This window comes from Streptomyces odontomachi, assembly GCF_024435355.1.
GTDB lineage: Bacteria > Actinomycetota > Actinomycetes > Streptomycetales > Streptomycetaceae > Streptomyces > Streptomyces odontomachi.
Genome location: NZ_JAMJWG010000018.1, coordinates 148,659 through 165,559 on the forward strand (window position 1 = coordinate 148,659; position 16,901 = coordinate 165,559).

The 16,901-nt window shown below is 73.5% G+C and carries 13 protein-coding genes; 6 read left to right on the forward strand and 7 right to left on the reverse strand.

Annotated elements, in window-relative coordinates; genetic code table 11:
* Positions 1 to 81: 81 nt before the first annotated feature.
* Entirely contained in the window at positions 82 to 1,317 is a 1,236-nt protein-coding gene (locus NQO67_RS31325) for a M14 family zinc carboxypeptidase (protein ID WP_305126509.1), read from the forward strand.
* A 35-nt stretch (positions 1,318 to 1,352) separates the two neighbouring features.
* Here the strand turns inward: NQO67_RS31325 and NQO67_RS31330 are convergent, their stop codons facing one another.
* Positions 1,353 to 1,904 carry an FHA domain-containing protein gene (locus NQO67_RS31330; protein WP_255953711.1) on the reverse strand — a complete coding sequence of 184 codons (552 nt, stop codon included), beginning with the start codon at positions 1,902 to 1,904 and terminating at the stop codon, positions 1,353 to 1,355.
* A gap of 330 nt (positions 1,905 to 2,234) precedes the next feature.
* Between NQO67_RS31330 and treZ the strand changes: the two genes are divergently transcribed.
* Positions 2,235 to 3,986, forward strand: a complete 1,752-nt coding sequence (treZ, locus tag NQO67_RS31335) for a malto-oligosyltrehalose trehalohydrolase (RefSeq protein ID WP_255953712.1) — start codon at positions 2,235 to 2,237, stop codon at positions 3,984 to 3,986.
* A 195-nt stretch (positions 3,987 to 4,181) separates the two neighbouring features.
* Here treZ and NQO67_RS31340 read toward each other — a convergent pair whose 3' ends face one another.
* Together NQO67_RS31340 and NQO67_RS31345 are read right to left on the reverse strand one after the other, a co-directional pair.
* The gene (locus tag NQO67_RS31340) at positions 4,182 to 5,249 is read right to left on the reverse strand and encodes a phosphotransferase (RefSeq protein ID WP_255953713.1); all 1,068 of its coding nucleotides are present in this window, start codon (positions 5,247 to 5,249) and stop codon (positions 4,182 to 4,184) included.
* Between the two features lie 13 nt (positions 5,250 to 5,262).
* Positions 5,263 to 6,402: an aminopeptidase P family protein gene (locus NQO67_RS31345; protein WP_255953714.1), complete on the reverse strand. Its 1,140-nt coding sequence runs from the start codon at positions 6,400 to 6,402 to the stop codon at positions 5,263 to 5,265.
* Positions 6,403 to 6,837: 435 nt separating this feature from the next.
* Here NQO67_RS31345 and NQO67_RS31350 point away from each other — a divergent pair, with 435 nt between their 5' ends.
* Together NQO67_RS31350 and NQO67_RS31355 are read left to right on the forward strand one after the other, a co-directional pair.
* Positions 6,838 to 7,404 (forward strand): NADPH-dependent FMN reductase, encoded by a 567-nt coding sequence (locus NQO67_RS31350; RefSeq protein WP_255953715.1) that lies wholly within the window; start codon positions 6,838 to 6,840, stop codon positions 7,402 to 7,404.
* A 103-nt stretch (positions 7,405 to 7,507) separates the two neighbouring features.
* Positions 7,508 to 7,969, forward strand: coding sequence for a VOC family protein (locus NQO67_RS31355; protein WP_255953716.1), 462 nt, complete (start codon positions 7,508 to 7,510; stop codon positions 7,967 to 7,969).
* On the opposite strand, the gene cyc2 is transcribed toward NQO67_RS31355, so the two are convergent.
* Both cyc2 and NQO67_RS31365 read right to left on the reverse strand, forming a co-directional pair.
* Positions 7,885 to 10,119, reverse strand: a complete 2,235-nt coding sequence (gene cyc2, locus NQO67_RS31360) for a germacradienol/geosmin synthase Cyc2 (RefSeq protein WP_255953717.1) — start codon at positions 10,117 to 10,119, stop codon at positions 7,885 to 7,887. The genes NQO67_RS31355 and cyc2 overlap by 85 nt on opposite strands.
* A gap of 111 nt (positions 10,120 to 10,230) precedes the next feature.
* Positions 10,231 to 11,652, reverse strand: a complete 1,422-nt coding sequence (locus tag NQO67_RS31365; RefSeq protein ID WP_255953718.1) for an MFS transporter — start codon at positions 11,650 to 11,652, stop codon at positions 10,231 to 10,233.
* Positions 11,653 to 11,831: 179 nt separating this feature from the next.
* Here NQO67_RS31365 and NQO67_RS31370 point away from each other — a divergent pair, with 179 nt between their 5' ends.
* Positions 11,832 to 12,308 (forward strand): RrF2 family transcriptional regulator, encoded by a 477-nt coding sequence (locus tag NQO67_RS31370; protein WP_255953719.1) that lies wholly within the window; start codon positions 11,832 to 11,834, stop codon positions 12,306 to 12,308.
* Between the two features lie 66 nt (positions 12,309 to 12,374).
* Here the strand turns inward: NQO67_RS31370 and NQO67_RS31375 are convergent, their stop codons facing one another.
* Entirely contained in the window at positions 12,375 to 13,751 is a 1,377-nt protein-coding gene (locus tag NQO67_RS31375) for a tannase/feruloyl esterase family alpha/beta hydrolase (protein WP_255953720.1), read from the reverse strand.
* Positions 13,752 to 13,864: 113 nt separating this feature from the next.
* Positions 13,865 to 15,364 carry an extracellular catalytic domain type 1 short-chain-length polyhydroxyalkanoate depolymerase gene (locus NQO67_RS31380; protein WP_255953721.1) on the reverse strand — a complete coding sequence of 500 codons (1,500 nt, stop codon included), beginning with the start codon at positions 15,362 to 15,364 and terminating at the stop codon, positions 13,865 to 13,867.
* Positions 15,365 to 15,870: 506 nt separating this feature from the next.
* Here NQO67_RS31380 and NQO67_RS31385 point away from each other — a divergent pair.
* Positions 15,871 to 16,686: an SDR family oxidoreductase gene (locus NQO67_RS31385; protein ID WP_374119204.1), complete on the forward strand. Its 816-nt coding sequence runs from the start codon at positions 15,871 to 15,873 to the stop codon at positions 16,684 to 16,686.
* The last annotated feature ends 215 nt before the right edge of the window (positions 16,687 to 16,901 follow it).

Consider the following 16,901-nt stretch of genomic DNA (forward strand, 5'->3'; position numbering starts at 1 on the left):
GTGTACGCCTTGACAGCGCTGGCGCGGCATGGGGTACTGCGGGTGCGCAACCTCAGGCGGACCCAGGGGGTGTGTCACCTGATGGAGCAGCGGTATCCGAGTGTGCCCGAACTCGTGTCGTCCGCCAGGGCCTTGGTGGCCCGGCACCCCGGGCTCGGCCGGTTGCGACAGGTCGGTGCGTCGCGGGCCGGGCGGCCCTTGTACCTGCTGTCGGTCGGTACGGCCGACCGGGCGGTCCTGGTGGTCGCCGGGGCGCACGCCAACGAGCCGACCGGCGGCTCGACGCTGCTGCACCTCGCAGAGCGTGCACTGAGCGAGCGGGAACTACGCGCCGGTACCGCCTGGCACTTCCTGCTCTGTGCCGACCCGGACGGCGCCGCGCTGCACCGTACGCCCGCGCCCCGCACGCTGCTCGAGTACCACCGGCAGTTCTACCGGCCGGCCGGTGCCGAACAGCCGGAGTGGTCCCCGTCCATGCTGCCGCCGGACCTCCTGCCGCCGGAGACCCGTACGCTCACCGGCGTCATCGACGAGTTACGGCCCTACCTCCAGGTCTCCCTGCACTGCACCGAACTGGGCGGCAGCTGGGTGCAGCTGACCAAGGACATCCCGGGGCTCGCCGAGCCGTTCGCCAAGTCGGCGGCGCAGCTGAACATCCCGCTGGAGGCCGACGCCTCGGACGCCGTCGGTTGGCTCGCGTCGGGACCCGGCGTCAACGTGATGCCCGCGGCGGACACCAAGGGCGCGTTCCCGAGCCTGCCGGACGACGTGCGGCAGAGCACCTGGCACCACGCGCACCGCTACGGCGGGCTGACCGCGATCGTGGAAGTGCCGATGTGGGCGAGCGATCTCGTCGACGATGTGACGCCGCACCCCGCGCCGGCCGAGGAACTGCGCCGCGTGACGCAGCGGCTGTGCACGGACGGGCGGCGGGTCGAGGACATCCTGGCGGAGGCGCTGCCACGGCTGCCGGAGGCCGAGGGCCCGCTCCTGCGGGCGGCACGCTGGGCGCTCGGCCTCATCCCCGGCCTCGTCGCGGACTGGGGGCAACCGCCGCCGCCCGGCGCCACGGTGGCGTACGTGCGCAGCGTCGACGCCTTCGGGCGGCGGCTACCGCTGCGTGCGGCGGCGATGCTGCTGCGGGTCCTGGAGGCGGCCGGGGACAGCGCGGCGCCACGGCTCGAGCGGCTCGTCACCGACTGGTGCGGGGCCTTCGCGGAATGCTTCCGGGCACGGTGGGTGCCGGTCGAACACCAGGTGGCGCACCAGGCATGCACGGTACTGGCGGCGGCGCGGCAGGCCCGGGAGCCGCTCTGACCAGGTGACCGTGCCGGGTGATCGCGCGTGCGTCGTCAGTCCGTCGACAGCCGGAAGGACATCTCCCCGAAGCTGACCTGGTCACCGTCGCGTACCACGGCGGCGCCCACCACACGGCGGCCGTTCACCACCGTGCCGTTGGTCGAGCCCAGATCGCGCAGCACCCAGACGCCGCCCTGCCGGGACAGCTCGGCGTGGACCAGGGACACCGTCTCGTGGCTGAGCCGGAGCCCGTTGCGCGGATCACGACCGATCCGCAGCGGATGCATCTCGGACGGCGCCGGCAGCAGCAGCTTGGGCAGCCGCTCGGCCTGCCAGGCCCTGCGCAGCCGCTCGGTGAACCCGGACACCGCGCCGACGGTGCCGAACAGCATCCGCGACCAGCGGCCCTCGGTCTGGAGGTCGGCGGTGAGCACGGCGAGCTCATGGGCGTCGCGGGCGGCCAGGGCACGCTCCATGCGCGTCAGGAAAGTCTCGTACGACAGCTTTCCCTGGGCGGCGCCTTCCCTGAGAGCCTTCAGCGTCTTGTCGCGCTCGGCGTCGGACATCCGCGCGGGGGTGAGATTGGGCTCGAAAGACGACGTCACCCTGCCGATTCTCGGTCAGGGCCGGCGGCCTGTCCAGAAGTTGCCGCCATTGCTCCTGCCACCCCGTCCCCTCAGCTGACCAGCACCAACGCACAGAAAGAGGCAGTGTGACCGAATTTCGTCAGCACAGCTGGGACAGGGCCGTTACCGTCCTCTGACACCTCCGGGGTACTCCTGCGCACCATCCGGCCTCCCGCGTCCGCCTGGGCCACATCCCCGGGCCGCATCCCGTCGTTACGCCCCACGGGCGGGCGGATCCGGCGGACGGCGTGCGGACCGCCGCGCCGCACCGCACCGCAGTGCCGCCGGTAGACGAGGGGGACGCTTGACATGACGTTCGAGGTGTGGGCGCCGCAGGCCGGACGGATCGACCTCCAGCTGGCCGACGGCACATGCCCGATGCGACGTGTGGGGCACCGTGCCGGTTGGTGGACGGCGCAGACCGATGCGGCGGACGGCACGCGGTACGGCTTCCGCCTCGACGGCGGCCCGGTGCTCCCCGATCCGCGCTCCGCACGCCAGCCGGACGGGCCCGACGGGCTCAGCGCCGTCGTCGACCACCGGCACTACCGGTGGCGGGTGGCCTGGGCGGGGCGCCCGCTGCGGGGCGCCGTGCTGTACGAGCTGCACGTGGGCACGTTCACCCCGCAGGGCACGCTGGACGCGGCCGCCGGGCGGCTTGCGCGGCTGGCCCGGCTCGGCGTCACCCACGTGGAGTTGATGCCGGTGTGCCCCTTCCCCGGCCGGCACGGCTGGGGCTACGACGGGGTCGCCCCCTGGGCCGTGCACGAGCCCTACGGCGGTCCCGAGGCGCTGAAACGCTTCGTCGACACGGCCCATGAGCACGGTCTGGGCGTCGTCCTGGACGTCGTGCACAACCACCTCGGACCCTCCGGCAACCATCTGCCCGCGTACGGCCCGTACTTCACCGACACCCACGCCACCCCGTGGGGCGCCGCGGTCAACCTGGACGCGCCCGGCTCGGACGAGGTGCGTGCCTACTTCATCGGCAGCGCCCTGGCCTGGCTGCGTGACTACCGGCTCGACGGTCTGCGCCTGGACGCCGTGCACGCCCTGCACGACACCCGTGCGTACCCGTTCCTGGAGGAGCTGTCAGCGGCCGTTGACGCGCTCGCCGTCGAGGTGGACCGGCCGCTCTTCCTGATCGCCGAATCGGACCTGAACGACCCCCGGGTCATCACGCCACGCGCCAAGGGCGGCCTCGGGATGCACGCCCAGTGGAACGACGACTTCCACCACGCCCTGCACACCGCCCTGACGGGAGAGACGGACGGCTACTACGCGGACTTCGCCACCGCGCCGCTCGCCGCGCTCGCCAGGACCCTGACGCACGGCTTCTTCCATGACGGCGGCCACTCGAGGTTTCGCGGGCGGCGCCACGGCAGGCCACTGGACCGCGCCCTGGTCCCCGCGCACCGGCTGCTCGGCTACGCGCAGACGCACGACCAGATCGGCAACCGCGCCACCGGCGACCGGCTCAGCGCATCGCTCTCGCCCGGGCTGCTGGCCTGCGCGGCAGCGCTCACCCTCACCGCGCCGTTCACGCCGATGCTGTTCATGGGCGAGGAATGGGGCGCGGGCACGCCCTGGCAGTTCTTCACCGACCACACCGATCCCGAGCTCGCCGAGGCGGTACGCCTGGGCCGGCGGCACGAGTTCGCGGCGCACGGCTGGGCCGAGACGGACATCCCCGACCCGCAGGACCCGGCGACCCGGGACCGCTCCTGCCTGGACTGGTCCGAGCCGGAGCGCGCGCCGCACGCCGGCCTGCTCGCCTGGTACCGCGACCTGATCGCACTCCGCCACGCCCGTCCCGACCTGCGCGACCCGGACCTCTCGGCGGTCCGGGTCGACCACGACGAGCAGGCCCGGTGGTGTGTCGTACGGCGCGGCGAGCTGCGGACCGCGGTGAACCTCGGCTCCCGGCCCGCATCCGTCCCGGTGGGCCGCCACCCGTGGGCGGTACTGGCCGCCTGGCGCCCGCAGACCACGGCGCCCCCCGGCCCGGACGGGCTGCTCCACCTGCCGGGCGAATCGTGCGCCGTGCTGGGGCCGGCGTAGTCGACGGACGTGAGCGGGGGGCGTGGCGCGGGCGGCGGGGGCGGCGGGGGCGGAATGCGCGGGCGCGGGTGGCGCGCGCGGAGCTGCCCGGCGCGGGCGGAGGCACCGGCGCGCGGGTAGCGAGACGAGTGCGGGAAAGCCGGCACCGGCACGCGCCTGGCGTAGCAGGGCCGCCGGCCGCAGGCGGACCGCTCCTCACCACTGCCCCGTCTCCTCCCCGGTGAGCCGTTCCAGCAGGATCGGCTCCCAGGCGCGCTGGCACGCGGCGCGCAGCTCCGCCCCGGCGGCCTCGGACCGGACGGTGACGCCCTCGCCCGGTCCGCCGCCGGCAGCGGGCCACCCGGTCTGCACACCGGGCCCGGGGCGCTGCCAGGCGGCGAGCCGGATCACCACGTCGCAGCGGGCCAGCCACAGCCCGCGCAGGCATTCGCGCGCCCCGTACCCGGCGAGCGTCGCCGCGCGCACCGCGATCGGGGCGCCCAGGGAGATCGCCAGGCCGGCGATGTCCTCGGCCGGGTCGCCGATGGCGGCGGCGGCCCAGCCGAGCACCCCGCACACCCGACCGTCGTCGGTCACCCGCAGATGGGGGCCGGCCAGGTCGTGGTGGACGACGACGCCGTGGGGACGTGGGGTGAGCTGCTCGAGGGCGGCCGCGCCGAGCGGGGCGAACCGGCCGGCGCCGAACCGGCCCGTCCCGCCCAGTTGCCGGGCCGCGCGCTCCGCTTCGGCGCGTACGCCGCGCAGCGAGCGGGGCCGGAGCACCGGCAGCCCGAGCGCCGCGGCCCGCCCCATGGGCACCTTTCCGAGGCCGGTGAGCAGCTGTGCCAGGTCGGACTCGCCGGCCGCGGACACCGTGCGGTCGGCCGCTGCGCCGCCCGGCAGCCGGGTGTCGAGCGTGTAGCTCAGGGCGCCGGTCCAGGAACCGGCCGCGACGCTGACCGGCAGCGGCACCTCCACGTAGGGCCGTACGAGGTCGCGCAGCCGGACCTCACGGCGCAGCCGGGTGGTGGCGTCCTGGTCCGGGGCGAGCCGCAGCACCTGACGGCTCCCCACCCACCAGGTGAAACCGGCCTCGTCGGCGGGCCGCACCTCGGGTTCGACGGGACCCGCGGCCCGGTTCCGGCCCGACCGGGTGCCGCCGTCGCCGCCGTCGGACCAGCCCGTGCCCTGCGCGCCGGCGAGCGCGCTGCGCGCGAGCCGGCGCACCGCGTCCCGGGTCGGCGGTCTGCGCCCTACCGCCGCTCGCTGGTCGTCCTGGGACATGATCGTCGACCGCTCAGTGCACGACCGCCAGCTCCCGCGGCGTGTTGTTGAGTCGCCTGGCACCGTCCTCCGTGACGGTGACGATGTCCTCGATGCGCACTCCGAAGCGGCCGGGCAGGTAGATGCCCGGCTCCACCGAGAAGCACATGCCGGGCACCAGCGGCTGCCGTTCGCCTTCGATCATGTAGGGCGGTTCGTGGGTGGTGACGCCGATGCCGTGGCCGGTGCGGTGGATGAAACGGTCGCCGTATCCGGCCTGCGTGATCACCTCGCGGGCCGCCCGGTCGATGTCCTGGCAGGCCGCGCCCGGGCGCACGGCTTCCACCGCGCGCTGCTGCGCCTCGCGCACCACCTCGTGCACCCGCCGCTCCTCGTCGGACGGCTCGCCCACGTGCACGGTGCGGGTGGTGTCGGACCCGTAGCCGTGCATGAGGCCGCCGAAGTCCAGGACGACCATGTCCCCCTGCTGGACGATCCGCTCCCCCGCCTCGTGGTGCGGGTCGGCGCCGTTGGGACCCGAGCCGACCACCGTGAAGTCGACCTGTGCGTGCCCGAACCGGCGCAGCAGGCGGGCCAGGTCGCCCGCGATGTCGGTCTCCCTGCGTCCCTCGAAGGCGACCTGCTTGATCTCCTGGTAGGCCGCGTCGGCGGCGGCGCCGGCGGCGGTGAGGCGGCCCAGCTCGGCGTCGTCCTTGACGGCCCGCAGCATCGGCAGGGCCTCGCTCAGGGCGGCGTACGAGGTGGCGGGCGCGCGGCGTTGCAGGCCCAGCAGGTGCATCGCCCAGGCGTTGTCGCTGATGCCGTACCGGCCGTCGGTGCCGGTCAGCGGCACGGCGGCGTAGGGGTCCTGGCCGTCCCGCCAGTCCCGCAGGGTGAGCGCGGGGGCGCCCGGGGCGTGCGCCGCGTCGCCCGCCTCCAGGGTGGGCACCACGAGCACCGGGTCCTGGTCCGGCACGATCACCAGCAGGGTCAGCCGCTCGGTGTCCGCGGTGGGGCGGTAGCCGGTCAGCCAGACGAGGTCGGGTCCCGGGGCGACCAGCAGGCCGGCGAGGCCGGCGGCCGCTGCGGCGGACGCGGCACGCGCCATGCGGCCCTGGTAGTCGTCGGCGGTGAAGGGCGCAGGAGCTGTGGACTGCGCGGACATGCCGGTCATTCAAGGCCTCCAGGCCTGGTGAGGGCGGCGAGGTCGACGGACGGGCTGCGACCTTCACAGGCTACGGACAACGGCCCCCGCAGGGCCACCGGTACCACCCGCCCGGAGCCGCACGACTCGGACGTTTTCCGCAGCATCCTGCCCGCCCGCACCGCACCGTGCCAGCGGATATCGCGCCGCACAGGGGCGGGACACGGTGGCGGCAGGCGCGCCGAACCCGCGGCACGGGCCGTTCGGAGGATCGTTGGACGATCAGGGTGTGGCGCGCCGCCGGGAACGCGGGTTCCCCCGTCGCGAGTCGTTACTGTGACCGGGCCGCGGTGGTACGCCGTCGCACGCCGGGCGACGGCGACGACGGGGCCGGGCGCCTCGCGGAACGCACGGGAGAAGGAGAGCGGGTCGCCCCGGAGGACCGGAGGACCGGAGGGAGGTCGCATGAACGGCGAGGGGCTGCGGGTCCTCGGGTTCGCGGGCAGCCTGCGGGCCGGTTCGTACAATCGCATGCTGCTGCATGCCGCCCAGAAGCTCGCTCCCGAAGGCATGACCGTCGAGATCGCCGATCTGGCGCCGATCCCCCTCTTCAACCAGGACGTCGAGCAGCAGGGCGATCCCGAGCCGGTGACCGCTTTCAAGCAGCAGATCATGGCGGCCGACGCACTGCTGATCGTCACCCCCGAGTACCAGCACGGCATGCCGGGGGTGCTGAAGAACGCCCTGGACTGGGCGTCGCGACCGTCCCGGCAGTCGCCGATGCAGGGCAAGCCGGTGGCCATCATGGGGGCGAGCCCCGGCATGACGGGGACGAGCCGTGCGCAGCCCCAACTGCGGCAGACGCTCACGTACAACGGCTGCTACGCGGTGCCGCAGCCGGAGGTGCTGGTCAGCCGGGCGCACGAGCGCTTCGACGACGGCGGGCGGCTGACCGACCGGACGGCGGCCGGGTTGGTCCGCCAGGTGCTCGGCAACCTGTCGGACCTGACGCGCCGGCTGGCACCGAAGTAGCAAGGCGCCGGTGGGCGCACGCCGGACCCTCCGGAACCGCCGGCCCCCGCAAGACCCCGAACCATCCGCCCGCCCGCACACACAGGACAGGGAAGCCCCCGCCATGCGCACCGAGGACTGGCCGGTCCCGAAGACCGGCATGCTGCTGACCCACTTCCTGACGGTCTCGGACGTCGCCCGCTCCCGGGCCTTCTACGCCGACGTGCTCGGCGGGAAGGTGGTGCTGGACGAGAACCCGTGCATCGTGCAGCTCGCCAACGCCTGGATCATCATGAACCCCGGTGGCGGCCCCACCCCCGACAAGCCGGACGTCACCCTGCGTCCGCCCACCGATCCGACGACGGCGACGAGCTTCCTCAACATCCGGGTCGCCGACATCGCGGCCTGTCACCGGGACTGGAGCGCCAAGGGCGCCACGTTCCTCACCCCGCCGATCGACCGCAAGGCCGAGATCCGCTGCTACCTGCGTGACCCGGACGGCTACCTCATCGAGGTGGGCCAGGCGACCGGCATGCTGGCGGGCGTCTTCGCCGACCCTGGGGGGACCCCCGGCAGCGCCCGCTGAGCGCCGTGCAGCGGCAGCGCGGGCACGGGCGGTGCCATCCGGCGCCGGGCCAGCTCGGGTTCGGAGTAGCGACGGCAGTTCCGGTGCCAGTGGCGGATGCCCGCCATCCAGTCCTGGAGCTGGGCCACATAGCCGTCCAGGGCGGCGCGCGCTTCGTCGGACAGCTCGAAGTCCTCGTACAGCACCGGGAACTCGTGCGCGACCACGTGCTGGAACTGCCGCATGCGCTGCGCCATCAGATCGGCCACGATGGTGTGGGCCCGGTCGGTGTCGCAGCCGAAGAAGTTCTCCACGACCAGCAGGGCGTTGTGGATCTCGCCCGCGTACTCGATCTCCTTCCGGTACGAGAAGATGTCGTTGAGCAGGCAGGCGTAGTCGACGGCGGAGTTCTCCAGGGAGCGCACCGGTCCGGTGCGGTAGACCTCCGGGGGGACGGCCGGGCCGTGGCCCAGGCGGCACAGGTTCATGGTGAGTTGGGAGCCGAAGGTGGCCCGGCGCATCTCGATGTAGTCCACCGGGTCGGGGATGCGGTGCTGCGCCTGGTTGGACAGCTCCCACAACCAGCCCTGAAGCATCACGTCGACGGAGGCCCGCACGGTGCGGCGGGCTTCGGTGTCCATGCTGACCGTGGTGCGCAGCCACAGGTCGACCAGGCCGCGCTCCAGGGCGTTCGCGGGTGGCGGTGCCGCGGCACCCGCGTCCAGCGGCATGCAGGCCAGCAGTCGCTCCGTGCACAGCCGGGCGGCCGGCAGGTCGCGGCTGGGCCCGAAGACCAGCGGGTAGTAGTCGTCGCCGTAGGTGCCCCAGACGAGCCAGGCGGAGCTGAGGTCGAGTTCGTCCTCGGTGGCGTCCGGGTGGATGCCGGCGGCACAGAGCGTGAGGTCGTACGCCGCCAGCCTGCCCTCGTCCCAGACGCCTTCGCCGAGCAGGCCCATGCGCTCGGACCAGGCGGCCGCCCGGTGCCGCGCGCCCGGCAGGTGGGGGTTGAGCGTGAGCCGGTACGGCAGGGCGAGGTCCGGCTCCCGCAACGGGCCGACCCGCTTGAAGGGCGTGTGCGCGTAGCGGCGCAGCCGCTCGGCTCCGACCGCGGTGAGCAGTGCGGGCACGTCGGCGGTGGCGGTGCCCAGGCCCTTCGGGCCGCCGAGCGGGGTGGTGGCGAGCGCGCCCTCGTTCATGTACCGGCTGGAGCGCAGGTGCCATTCGTGGCCGCCGGACTGCCAGTCCTGTAGGCCCTTGGTGTACGCGGCGACGGTGGCCAGTTCCCTTGGGGTGAGGCCTTGCTCGGCGACGAGCGCGGGGACCTCGGTGAAGGCGGTGTGCTCGAACTGGTGCAGCCGGGCGGTGAGGATGTCGTTGACCGCGTCGGCGGCCTCCTGGGTGGTGCAGCCGAAGAAGGTCTCCAGGACCAGCACGCCATTGCTCAGCTCGCCCTCGTCCTCCACCTCGCGCTGGTAGGAGAAGAGGTCGTTGCGCAGGTGGACGGCGTCAGCGAAGGTCTCCATCAACACCCGCAGCGGACGTGACCGTGCCACCCGTGCGGGCACCTCGGCGGTGGCGTACTCGACCAGCCCTGCCGACCAGGGGGCACCACCGACCTTGCGGCGCATCTCGATGTACTCGACCGGGTTGGCGATCCGGCCCTCGCCCATGTTGGACAGCTCCCAGAGGGACTCGTTCAACAGGTTCTCGGTGCTCAGCGCGAAACGTTCCCGCCAGGCCCGCGACATGGCCGGCACCGTGCGCGCCCACAGGTCGGCCAGGCCCGCCTCCACCGGGTTGGCCGGCGCGGGCACCGGTGCCCCGCCGGCCATCGGCATGAACAGCGGCAGCCGGTCCAGGTACGCCTTGCCGCCCACCCGGTCCCGGGTGCGCTTGAACGTCTCCAGGAAGTGGTCGTCGAAGAAGAACACCCACACGTACCAGTCGGTGATCAGCGAAAGGGCGGGGCCGTCGCAGTCCGGGTGGGTGTAGGCACACAGCAACGCGTAGTCGTGCGCGTCGAGGTCGGCCTGTTCCCAGATGCCGGAGCCTTCCAGCATGCCCATCTCGCGCGCCCACGCCCGGGCGTGCACGCGTGCCCGGTCGAGGTGCGGATTCAGGCGGGCGGGATACGGCATGTAGAAGTGCGGCAGGGTGAACGGCTGCGTCATGCGCCGGGGCTACCCGGGGCCATCGCGGGCATCCGCACAGGGGCACATGATCGCACCATCGCGTGAACCGATGAGCGAACGGCTGACAGAGCGGGAAAGCCATGCCACTCGTCACGGGTTCCGGTCGTCCGAGGGACGGCGCCGTCGACGGGCGGTACCGGTGAGGCGGGCGACCAGCAGGGCCACCACGGCGATGAGGACGATGTCGAGCGGTACGGTCCGCTGCATCCCCCGGACGGCGTCCCCGCCCGGTCCCGCCGCGGCGAAGTAGACGGTGCCGAGCACGGCCACCCCGGCCGCGCCCGCGAACTGCTGGGCGGTGGAGAGCACGGCCGCGCCGACGCCCGCCCGCCCCGGTCTGACGTCCGTCAGCGCGATGCCGATCAGACGGGGCAGCACCAGGCCGTCGCCGAGCCCGACCAGCGCCAGGGCGACGACGATCCAGCCCGTCCCGACCCGACCGCCGGCGACGTCCAGCCGCAGCGCGAGCAGGAGCAGGCCCAGGGCGACGATCCCGCAGCCGTACACGGTGACCAGCGGCCCGTACCGTTCGACGAGGCGGGGGCCGAGCAACGCGGTGACGGAGAACAGCACGCCCATCGGCGCGAACACCAGCCCGGCCTGGAGCGCGCCGAGGCCGAGCCCGCCCTGCAACAGCAGGGACAGGGTGAACATGAACGAGGCGAAGAACAGCATGAACGCGATGACGGCCCCGATCCCGGCGAGGTAGGAGCGCGACCGGAAGAGCGTCACGTCCAGCACCGGCGCGCCACCGTGGGCGGCCAGGCGCCGCTGCCACCGTGCGACGAGACCCACCAGCACGGCGCCCGTGACCATGCTGATCCAGGTCCAGGCCGGCCAGCCCTGCTCACGCCCCAGCACCAGCGGCAGAAGCAGCAGCGCGAGACCGGCGGCGAGCCCCACCGCCCCGACCGGGTCCTGGCCGTCCGCCCGGCCGCGCGCCGTCCCGGGCTCGGGCAGCAGCCGGGCGGCCAGGACCGCGGCGACGCCGCCCACGGGCACGTTCACCAGGAAGATCACCCGCCAACCGAGCCCGAGGACGTCGGCGTCCAGCAGCAGCCCGCCCAGTACCTGCCCGGCGATCGAGCCGAGCCCGCCCACGGCCCCGTACCAGCCCAGCGCCCGCCCCCTGGCGTGCGGCGGGAAGACGGCGGTGATCAGTGCCAGGACCTGCGGCACCATCAGGGCGCCGGCGAGCCCCTGGAGCAGCCGGGCGACGACCAGGGCGAAGGGGACCTGCGCCACGCCGCACAGCAGCGAGGCCGCGGTGAACGCGAGGACGCCGGCCACGAACACCCGACGGTGCCCGAACCGGTCGCCCAGCCGGCCGCCGGTGATCATCCCGGCGGCGTAGCTGAACGCATAGCCGCCGACGATCAGCTCCAGCTCGGCCGGCCCCGCGCCGAGCCCGCGCCGGAAGGTGTCGGCGGCGACGTTCACCACGAAGAAGTCGAACTGGGTCAGGAACCAGCCCGACAGCAGCACCGCGAGCACCGTGCCCGGTCGTGGCACGGGGCGTTGCGGCGCGGGCGCCGTCGGGTCTCCCGGTGCGCGTCGACGTGCTCCCCGGCCTGAAGCTGTGCGTGGTCCTCGCTGCGGCACACCGCTCCCCTCCCCCGTGACTGCGATTGACGAGATGCCTAGATACAGTTATCACGGACATTCAATGTCCGCAATAGGAGAATGGCCTCATGAAGCTGTCTCAAGGGGTGGAGTGGGGCGTGCACTGTGCCACGTTGCTGGCGCTGGCGCCCGAGGGAACGTCGGTCCGGCGGGAGGGTCTCGCCGCGCACTACGGCCTGCCCGACACCTATCTCGCCAAGCACCTCCAGGCCATGACGCGGGCCGGCATCCTGCATGCCACGACGGGTCCGCGGGGCGGCTACCGGTTGGCACGCGCCGCAGAGCGGATCACGATGCTGGACGTAGTCGACGCCATCGAGGGCTCGGGGGAGCCGTTCGTCTGCCAGGAGATCCGGCAGCGCGGCACCGGCGCGCTCAGGCCGGAGCAGTGCACACGCCCCTGCGGGGTCAGCAGCGTGATGAGCGAGGCCTACGACGCCTGGCGGGCCACGCTGCGCGCGGTGACCCTCACGGACCTGGTCGGGCGTATGCCGCGCGGCCTCCAGGAGCGCAACCGCGCCCTGATGGCCGGGGCCGCGTCCTGATCGCGGAACGCGGCCCCGGCAAGTGTCGTCTCCGGCGCCGGTCGGGGTCCGGGCCGGGCGAGCCGCTCAGCGCAGGGGGCAGGTGTTGACGGAGTCGGTGCCGGGGACGGGGCGCACGACGCGGTCCGACGGCGGCGGCGTGTGGTGCTCCACCCATGCGGTGAGCGCGGCGAAGGCCGAGCGGTAACAGGGCAGCATGGGACGTACCCGGTCCGGGAACGAGTCGTGGAGCCCGTCGACGTGGTTGCCGCCCGCCACGGTGTAGAAGCGGTGCAGGGCGCCGCTTCCGGCGGCCCGCACCATGCGGTCGTAGACGGCCGAGTCGGTGGCGATCGGCAGCAGCGTGTCCAGGTCGCCGTGCAGGGTGAGGAGCGGCCGTTCGATGGCGCCGGTCAGGCCCACCCGGGCCACCGCGGCGTGCACGGCGGCCGGGCGCCGTGCGTAGTCGTAGCGGGCGTCCGAGGCACAGGGCGCCAGGATCTCCGCGGTGCTGGAGCCGGCCGAGGCACCGGGGCAGTCCGGGTCGTAACCGGGGTCGAACACGGCGCGGTAGACCTTCTGCGTCAGCCCCCAGTAGGCGCTCTGGTGGTAGGGCCACAGGAACTCGGATCCGGGCGCGAACCCGGCCGCGTACATGTCCGACGGGGTGGCTGCGCCGCTGCCGTAGGCGACGGCGGTCGGCAGCACGGTCAGCGGGTTCGGCCCCCGGGCGGTCCACAGGGTGCCCTCCCAGTCCACGCCGCCGTCGTAGAGGCGCGGTTGGTGTTCCAGCTGCCAGCGGGTCAGGTAGCCGCCGTTGGAGATGCCGGTCATGTAGGTACGGCGCGGTGTCGTGCCGTAGCGCTGGTGGACGACGCGTTGGGCGGCACGGGTGAGTTGGGTGGTGCGGGCGTTCCATTCGGCGAGCGCGTCGCCCGGCCGGCGGCCGTCACGGTAGAAGTCGGGCCCCGTGTTGCCCTTGTCGGTGGCGGCGTAGGCGTATCCCGCGGCCACCACCTGGTCGGAGATGAGGGCGTCGGTGGAGTACTGCTTGCGGTTGCCGGGGGCGCCGGTGACGACCAGGCCGCCGTTCCAGTGGTCGGGCAGCCGGATCACGAACTGCGCGTCGTGGTTCCAGCCGTGCTCGGGGTTGGTGTGCGAGGTGTCGGGGAAGTAGCCGTCGATCTGCACGCCCGGCGCCCCGGTCGGGTTGTGCGTGCCCTGCGCCGCCAGGCCCGCCTGGTCGGCGGTGTCGGTGTAGGGCGTGCCGGCCAGGGCCGCGGTGGTCATGTCCGGCAGGCAGGCGGCCTGTTGCCGCTCGGCACCGGGCACGCTGACCCGGGCCGCCCCCGGGCAGGAGGTGGCCGATGGCGGTGGGTCCTGCCCGAGCGCGGGTGCGGGCGCCAGCGCGGAGGCGGCCAGGACCAGGGCGGCGAGAGTGAGGTCGCGCAGGCGCGGACGCATGGGGGTCCTCCAGGATCGGTGCACGGGGCGAACGGCGACACGGCTGCCGGACGGCGGTCTGGCGGCCGCGCGCCCCTCTGGACGGTCGGCCCCGAAGACGTCGTGAGGACGTCTCAGCAGGTGCCGTCGGCGATGACGTAGTAGTTGGATGCGGTCTGCTTGAGCGTGTGGGTGGTGAAGGTGTTGTACAGGCCGAGGTCCTGCTCGGAGCCGTTCGCGTAGGCGTGCCCGCCCGTGGTGTGGGCGCGGCCGGCCGCGACGTGGGCGTAGTTGCTGGCCGTGAAGCAGGCGGCGGCGGACCCGGTGGTGGTCGCCGTCACGGCGGCCGAGGTGACGCCGACGGCGCCGGAGGAGTCGGCCGCCGCGACCGTGTAGCGGTAGGAGGTGGCGGGGGTCAGGCCGGTGTCGGTGCGTGAGGTGCCGGTGGTGGTGCCGACCGCGGTCCCGTTGCGGTACACCGTGTAGGAGCTTGCGCCGCTGACCGCCGACCAGTTCAGGGTGACGGAGGTGTCGGTGGTGCCGGTGACGGTGAGGCCGGTGGGAGCCGGGAGGGTGCCGCCGCCCCCGTCGCCCGGCGCGTTGCCGTCCAGGCCCCAGAACAGGCCGGTGTAGTAGCTGGAGCAGATGGTGTCCAGGTAGTAGGCGCCGGTGCTGCCGCACTGGGTGTCGCCGCTGCCGGGGTCGACGGCGAGGCCGTGGCCCATGCCCGAGATGGAGAACAGGGCGACGGCGGCGGCGCCGGACGGGTCGTTGTAGAGGGTCTCCGTGGTGTTGCCCGGCAGGCTCTGCGTGGCGCTGGGGGTCTGGCTGATGCCCCACACGTTGGTCCACTGGTCCCGCAGTTCCGTGCCGTTGACGGGTGCCACGGTGTAGTCGGAGGTGCCGTGCCAGATCGCGACCCGGGGCCAGGGTCCCTGGTAGCCCGGGTCGGAGGCGCGGACCTTGTCGCCCCACGCCGCGGGGCTGAGCTTCTGGTCGTTGAGCTGGCAGCCGCTGGCGGCCGTCAGGGTGGTGGCGCACTGGGCGGGCAGCCCGGAGGCGATGGAGCCGCCGGCGAACACGTCGGGGTAGTCGGCGAGCAGGTCGGCGGTCATGCCGGCGCCGGCCGAGAGCCCGGTGACGAAGATCCGGGAGCGGTCGGAGGAGTGGTCGGTCGCGGCCTTGTCGACCATGCTGGCGATCGAGGCGGCCTCACCCTTGCCCCGGGTGTCCTTGGTGGAGTCGAACCACTGGAAGCAGGACTGGATGTTGTTCGCGGACGACGTCTGGGGGAAGACCACGGCGAACTGCCAGCGGTCGGCCAGCTGCGGCCAACCCGAGTGGCTGTAGTAGTCGTTCGCGCTCTGGGTACAGCCGTGCAGCGCCACGACGAGCGGTGCACCGGCCGGCAGGCCGTCCGGTACGTAGATGTACATCGAGAGATTGCCGGGGTTGGAGCCGAAGCTGGTGACCTGTTGCAGGCCGGCTTGCAGGTCGGACTGTGCGGCGGCGGGCCGTGCCAGCGGGCCGGTCAGATTGGCCAGCGCCGCCAGCAGGGCCAGGACGCACGCCGCGGCGAGCCGGCGTGGCCAGGCGAGCGGGCGTGGCGGGGCAGGGGAGAACGACAGTCTCATGGGGGCTCCCGGACCGTTGTGGGGTCAGGACGGCGCGCTGCGGGCAGCCGGCGGTGCCGACGGCCGGTGGTGGGGCGATACGCAGCCGCCGTCGTCCGTGAGGGAGAAGGTACGTCCGGCCAAGGGCCGCGCCTATGTGGCGAACTCACACCCTGTCAGGCCACGGCATGGGGCGCGGCGCCATCGGCGGTGCACCGGCCAACTTCGCCGCGGCGCACCGGCGATGGGCGGGGGACGGTGTCCCGCAGGGTACGCGGATGACGGCGCACGGGCGAGCGGCGCGCGGCCCGAGTGGACGTCCGCGCGCAACGGTACGCCGTCGACACGGACACAGGCACAGGCAGAGGCACAGGCAGAGGCAGAGGCACAAGCACCCGATACAGGCACCGATACAGGCACCGACGACGTATTCGTCGTGTCATGGCGTCGAAGGCCACCTGCCTCCGACGCTTTGTGTGGGACGGCACCATAGGGCCGTCCCACCGCGCGCTTCTACGGTGACGCCCATGGAGCGTACGAATGAGCCGTCGCCGGCCCCGGCCGTCGGCACGCGGCAGACATCCAGCGCCACCGCCGACGGCCTGCTGGGCGGCCGGACGGCCATGGTCACGGGTGCCGCCAGCGGCATCGGAAGGGCCTGCGCGGTCGCGCTCGCGGCCGAGGGTGCGCACGTGCAGGTGGTGGACGTCGACGCGGAGGGCGCCGAGAAGGTCGCCTCCGAGGTGGGCGGCACCGCGTACCCGGCCGACCTGTCCGACCCGGCGGCCGTCGACGGCCTTCCGGCGGACGCGGACATCGTGGTGAACAACGCGGGCCTGCAACGGGTGGCACCGGTGCACGAACTGGACCCGGACACGTTCGCCACCATGCAGCGCATCATGGTCGAGGCGCCCTTCCGGATCCTGCACCGCACCCTGCCCGGCATGTACGAACGCGGCTGGGGCCGGGTGGTCAACATCTCCTCCGTGCACGGCCTGCGGGCCAGCCCGTACAAGAGCGCCTACGTCGCGGCCAAGCACGCCCTGGAAGGGCTCAGCAAGGTCGTGGCCCTGGAGGGCGCCCCGCACGGCGTGACCAGCAACTGCGTGAACCCCGCCTATGTCCGCACCCCGCTGGTCGAGCGGCAGATCGCCCGGCAGGCCGAGGTGCACGGCATCCCGGAGAGCGAGGTGGTGAGCACCGTGCTGCTGGAGCGCCCCGCCATCAAGCGGCTGATCGAACCCGAGGAAGTGGCCCGCACCGTGGTGTGGTTGTGCGGCCCCGGCACCGCGTACGTCACCGGCGCCGACCTCGTCCTCGACGGCGGCTGGACCGCCCACTGACCCACCCGCGGCAGCTCACGGACCGTCCACCGACACCCGCCGGCCGTCCACCGACACCCGGCCGACCGCCCGCCCCACCGCCGGACCCCCGCCGCCCTGTCGCCGCACGACCACGCGCCGCCACGCGAAGTAACCGCACGACGACTTTCCGCTCGCACTCTCCCGACACCCACGGCTGCTCCCCACCGGCCCGCACCGCCGTCCACTCCCCTCCC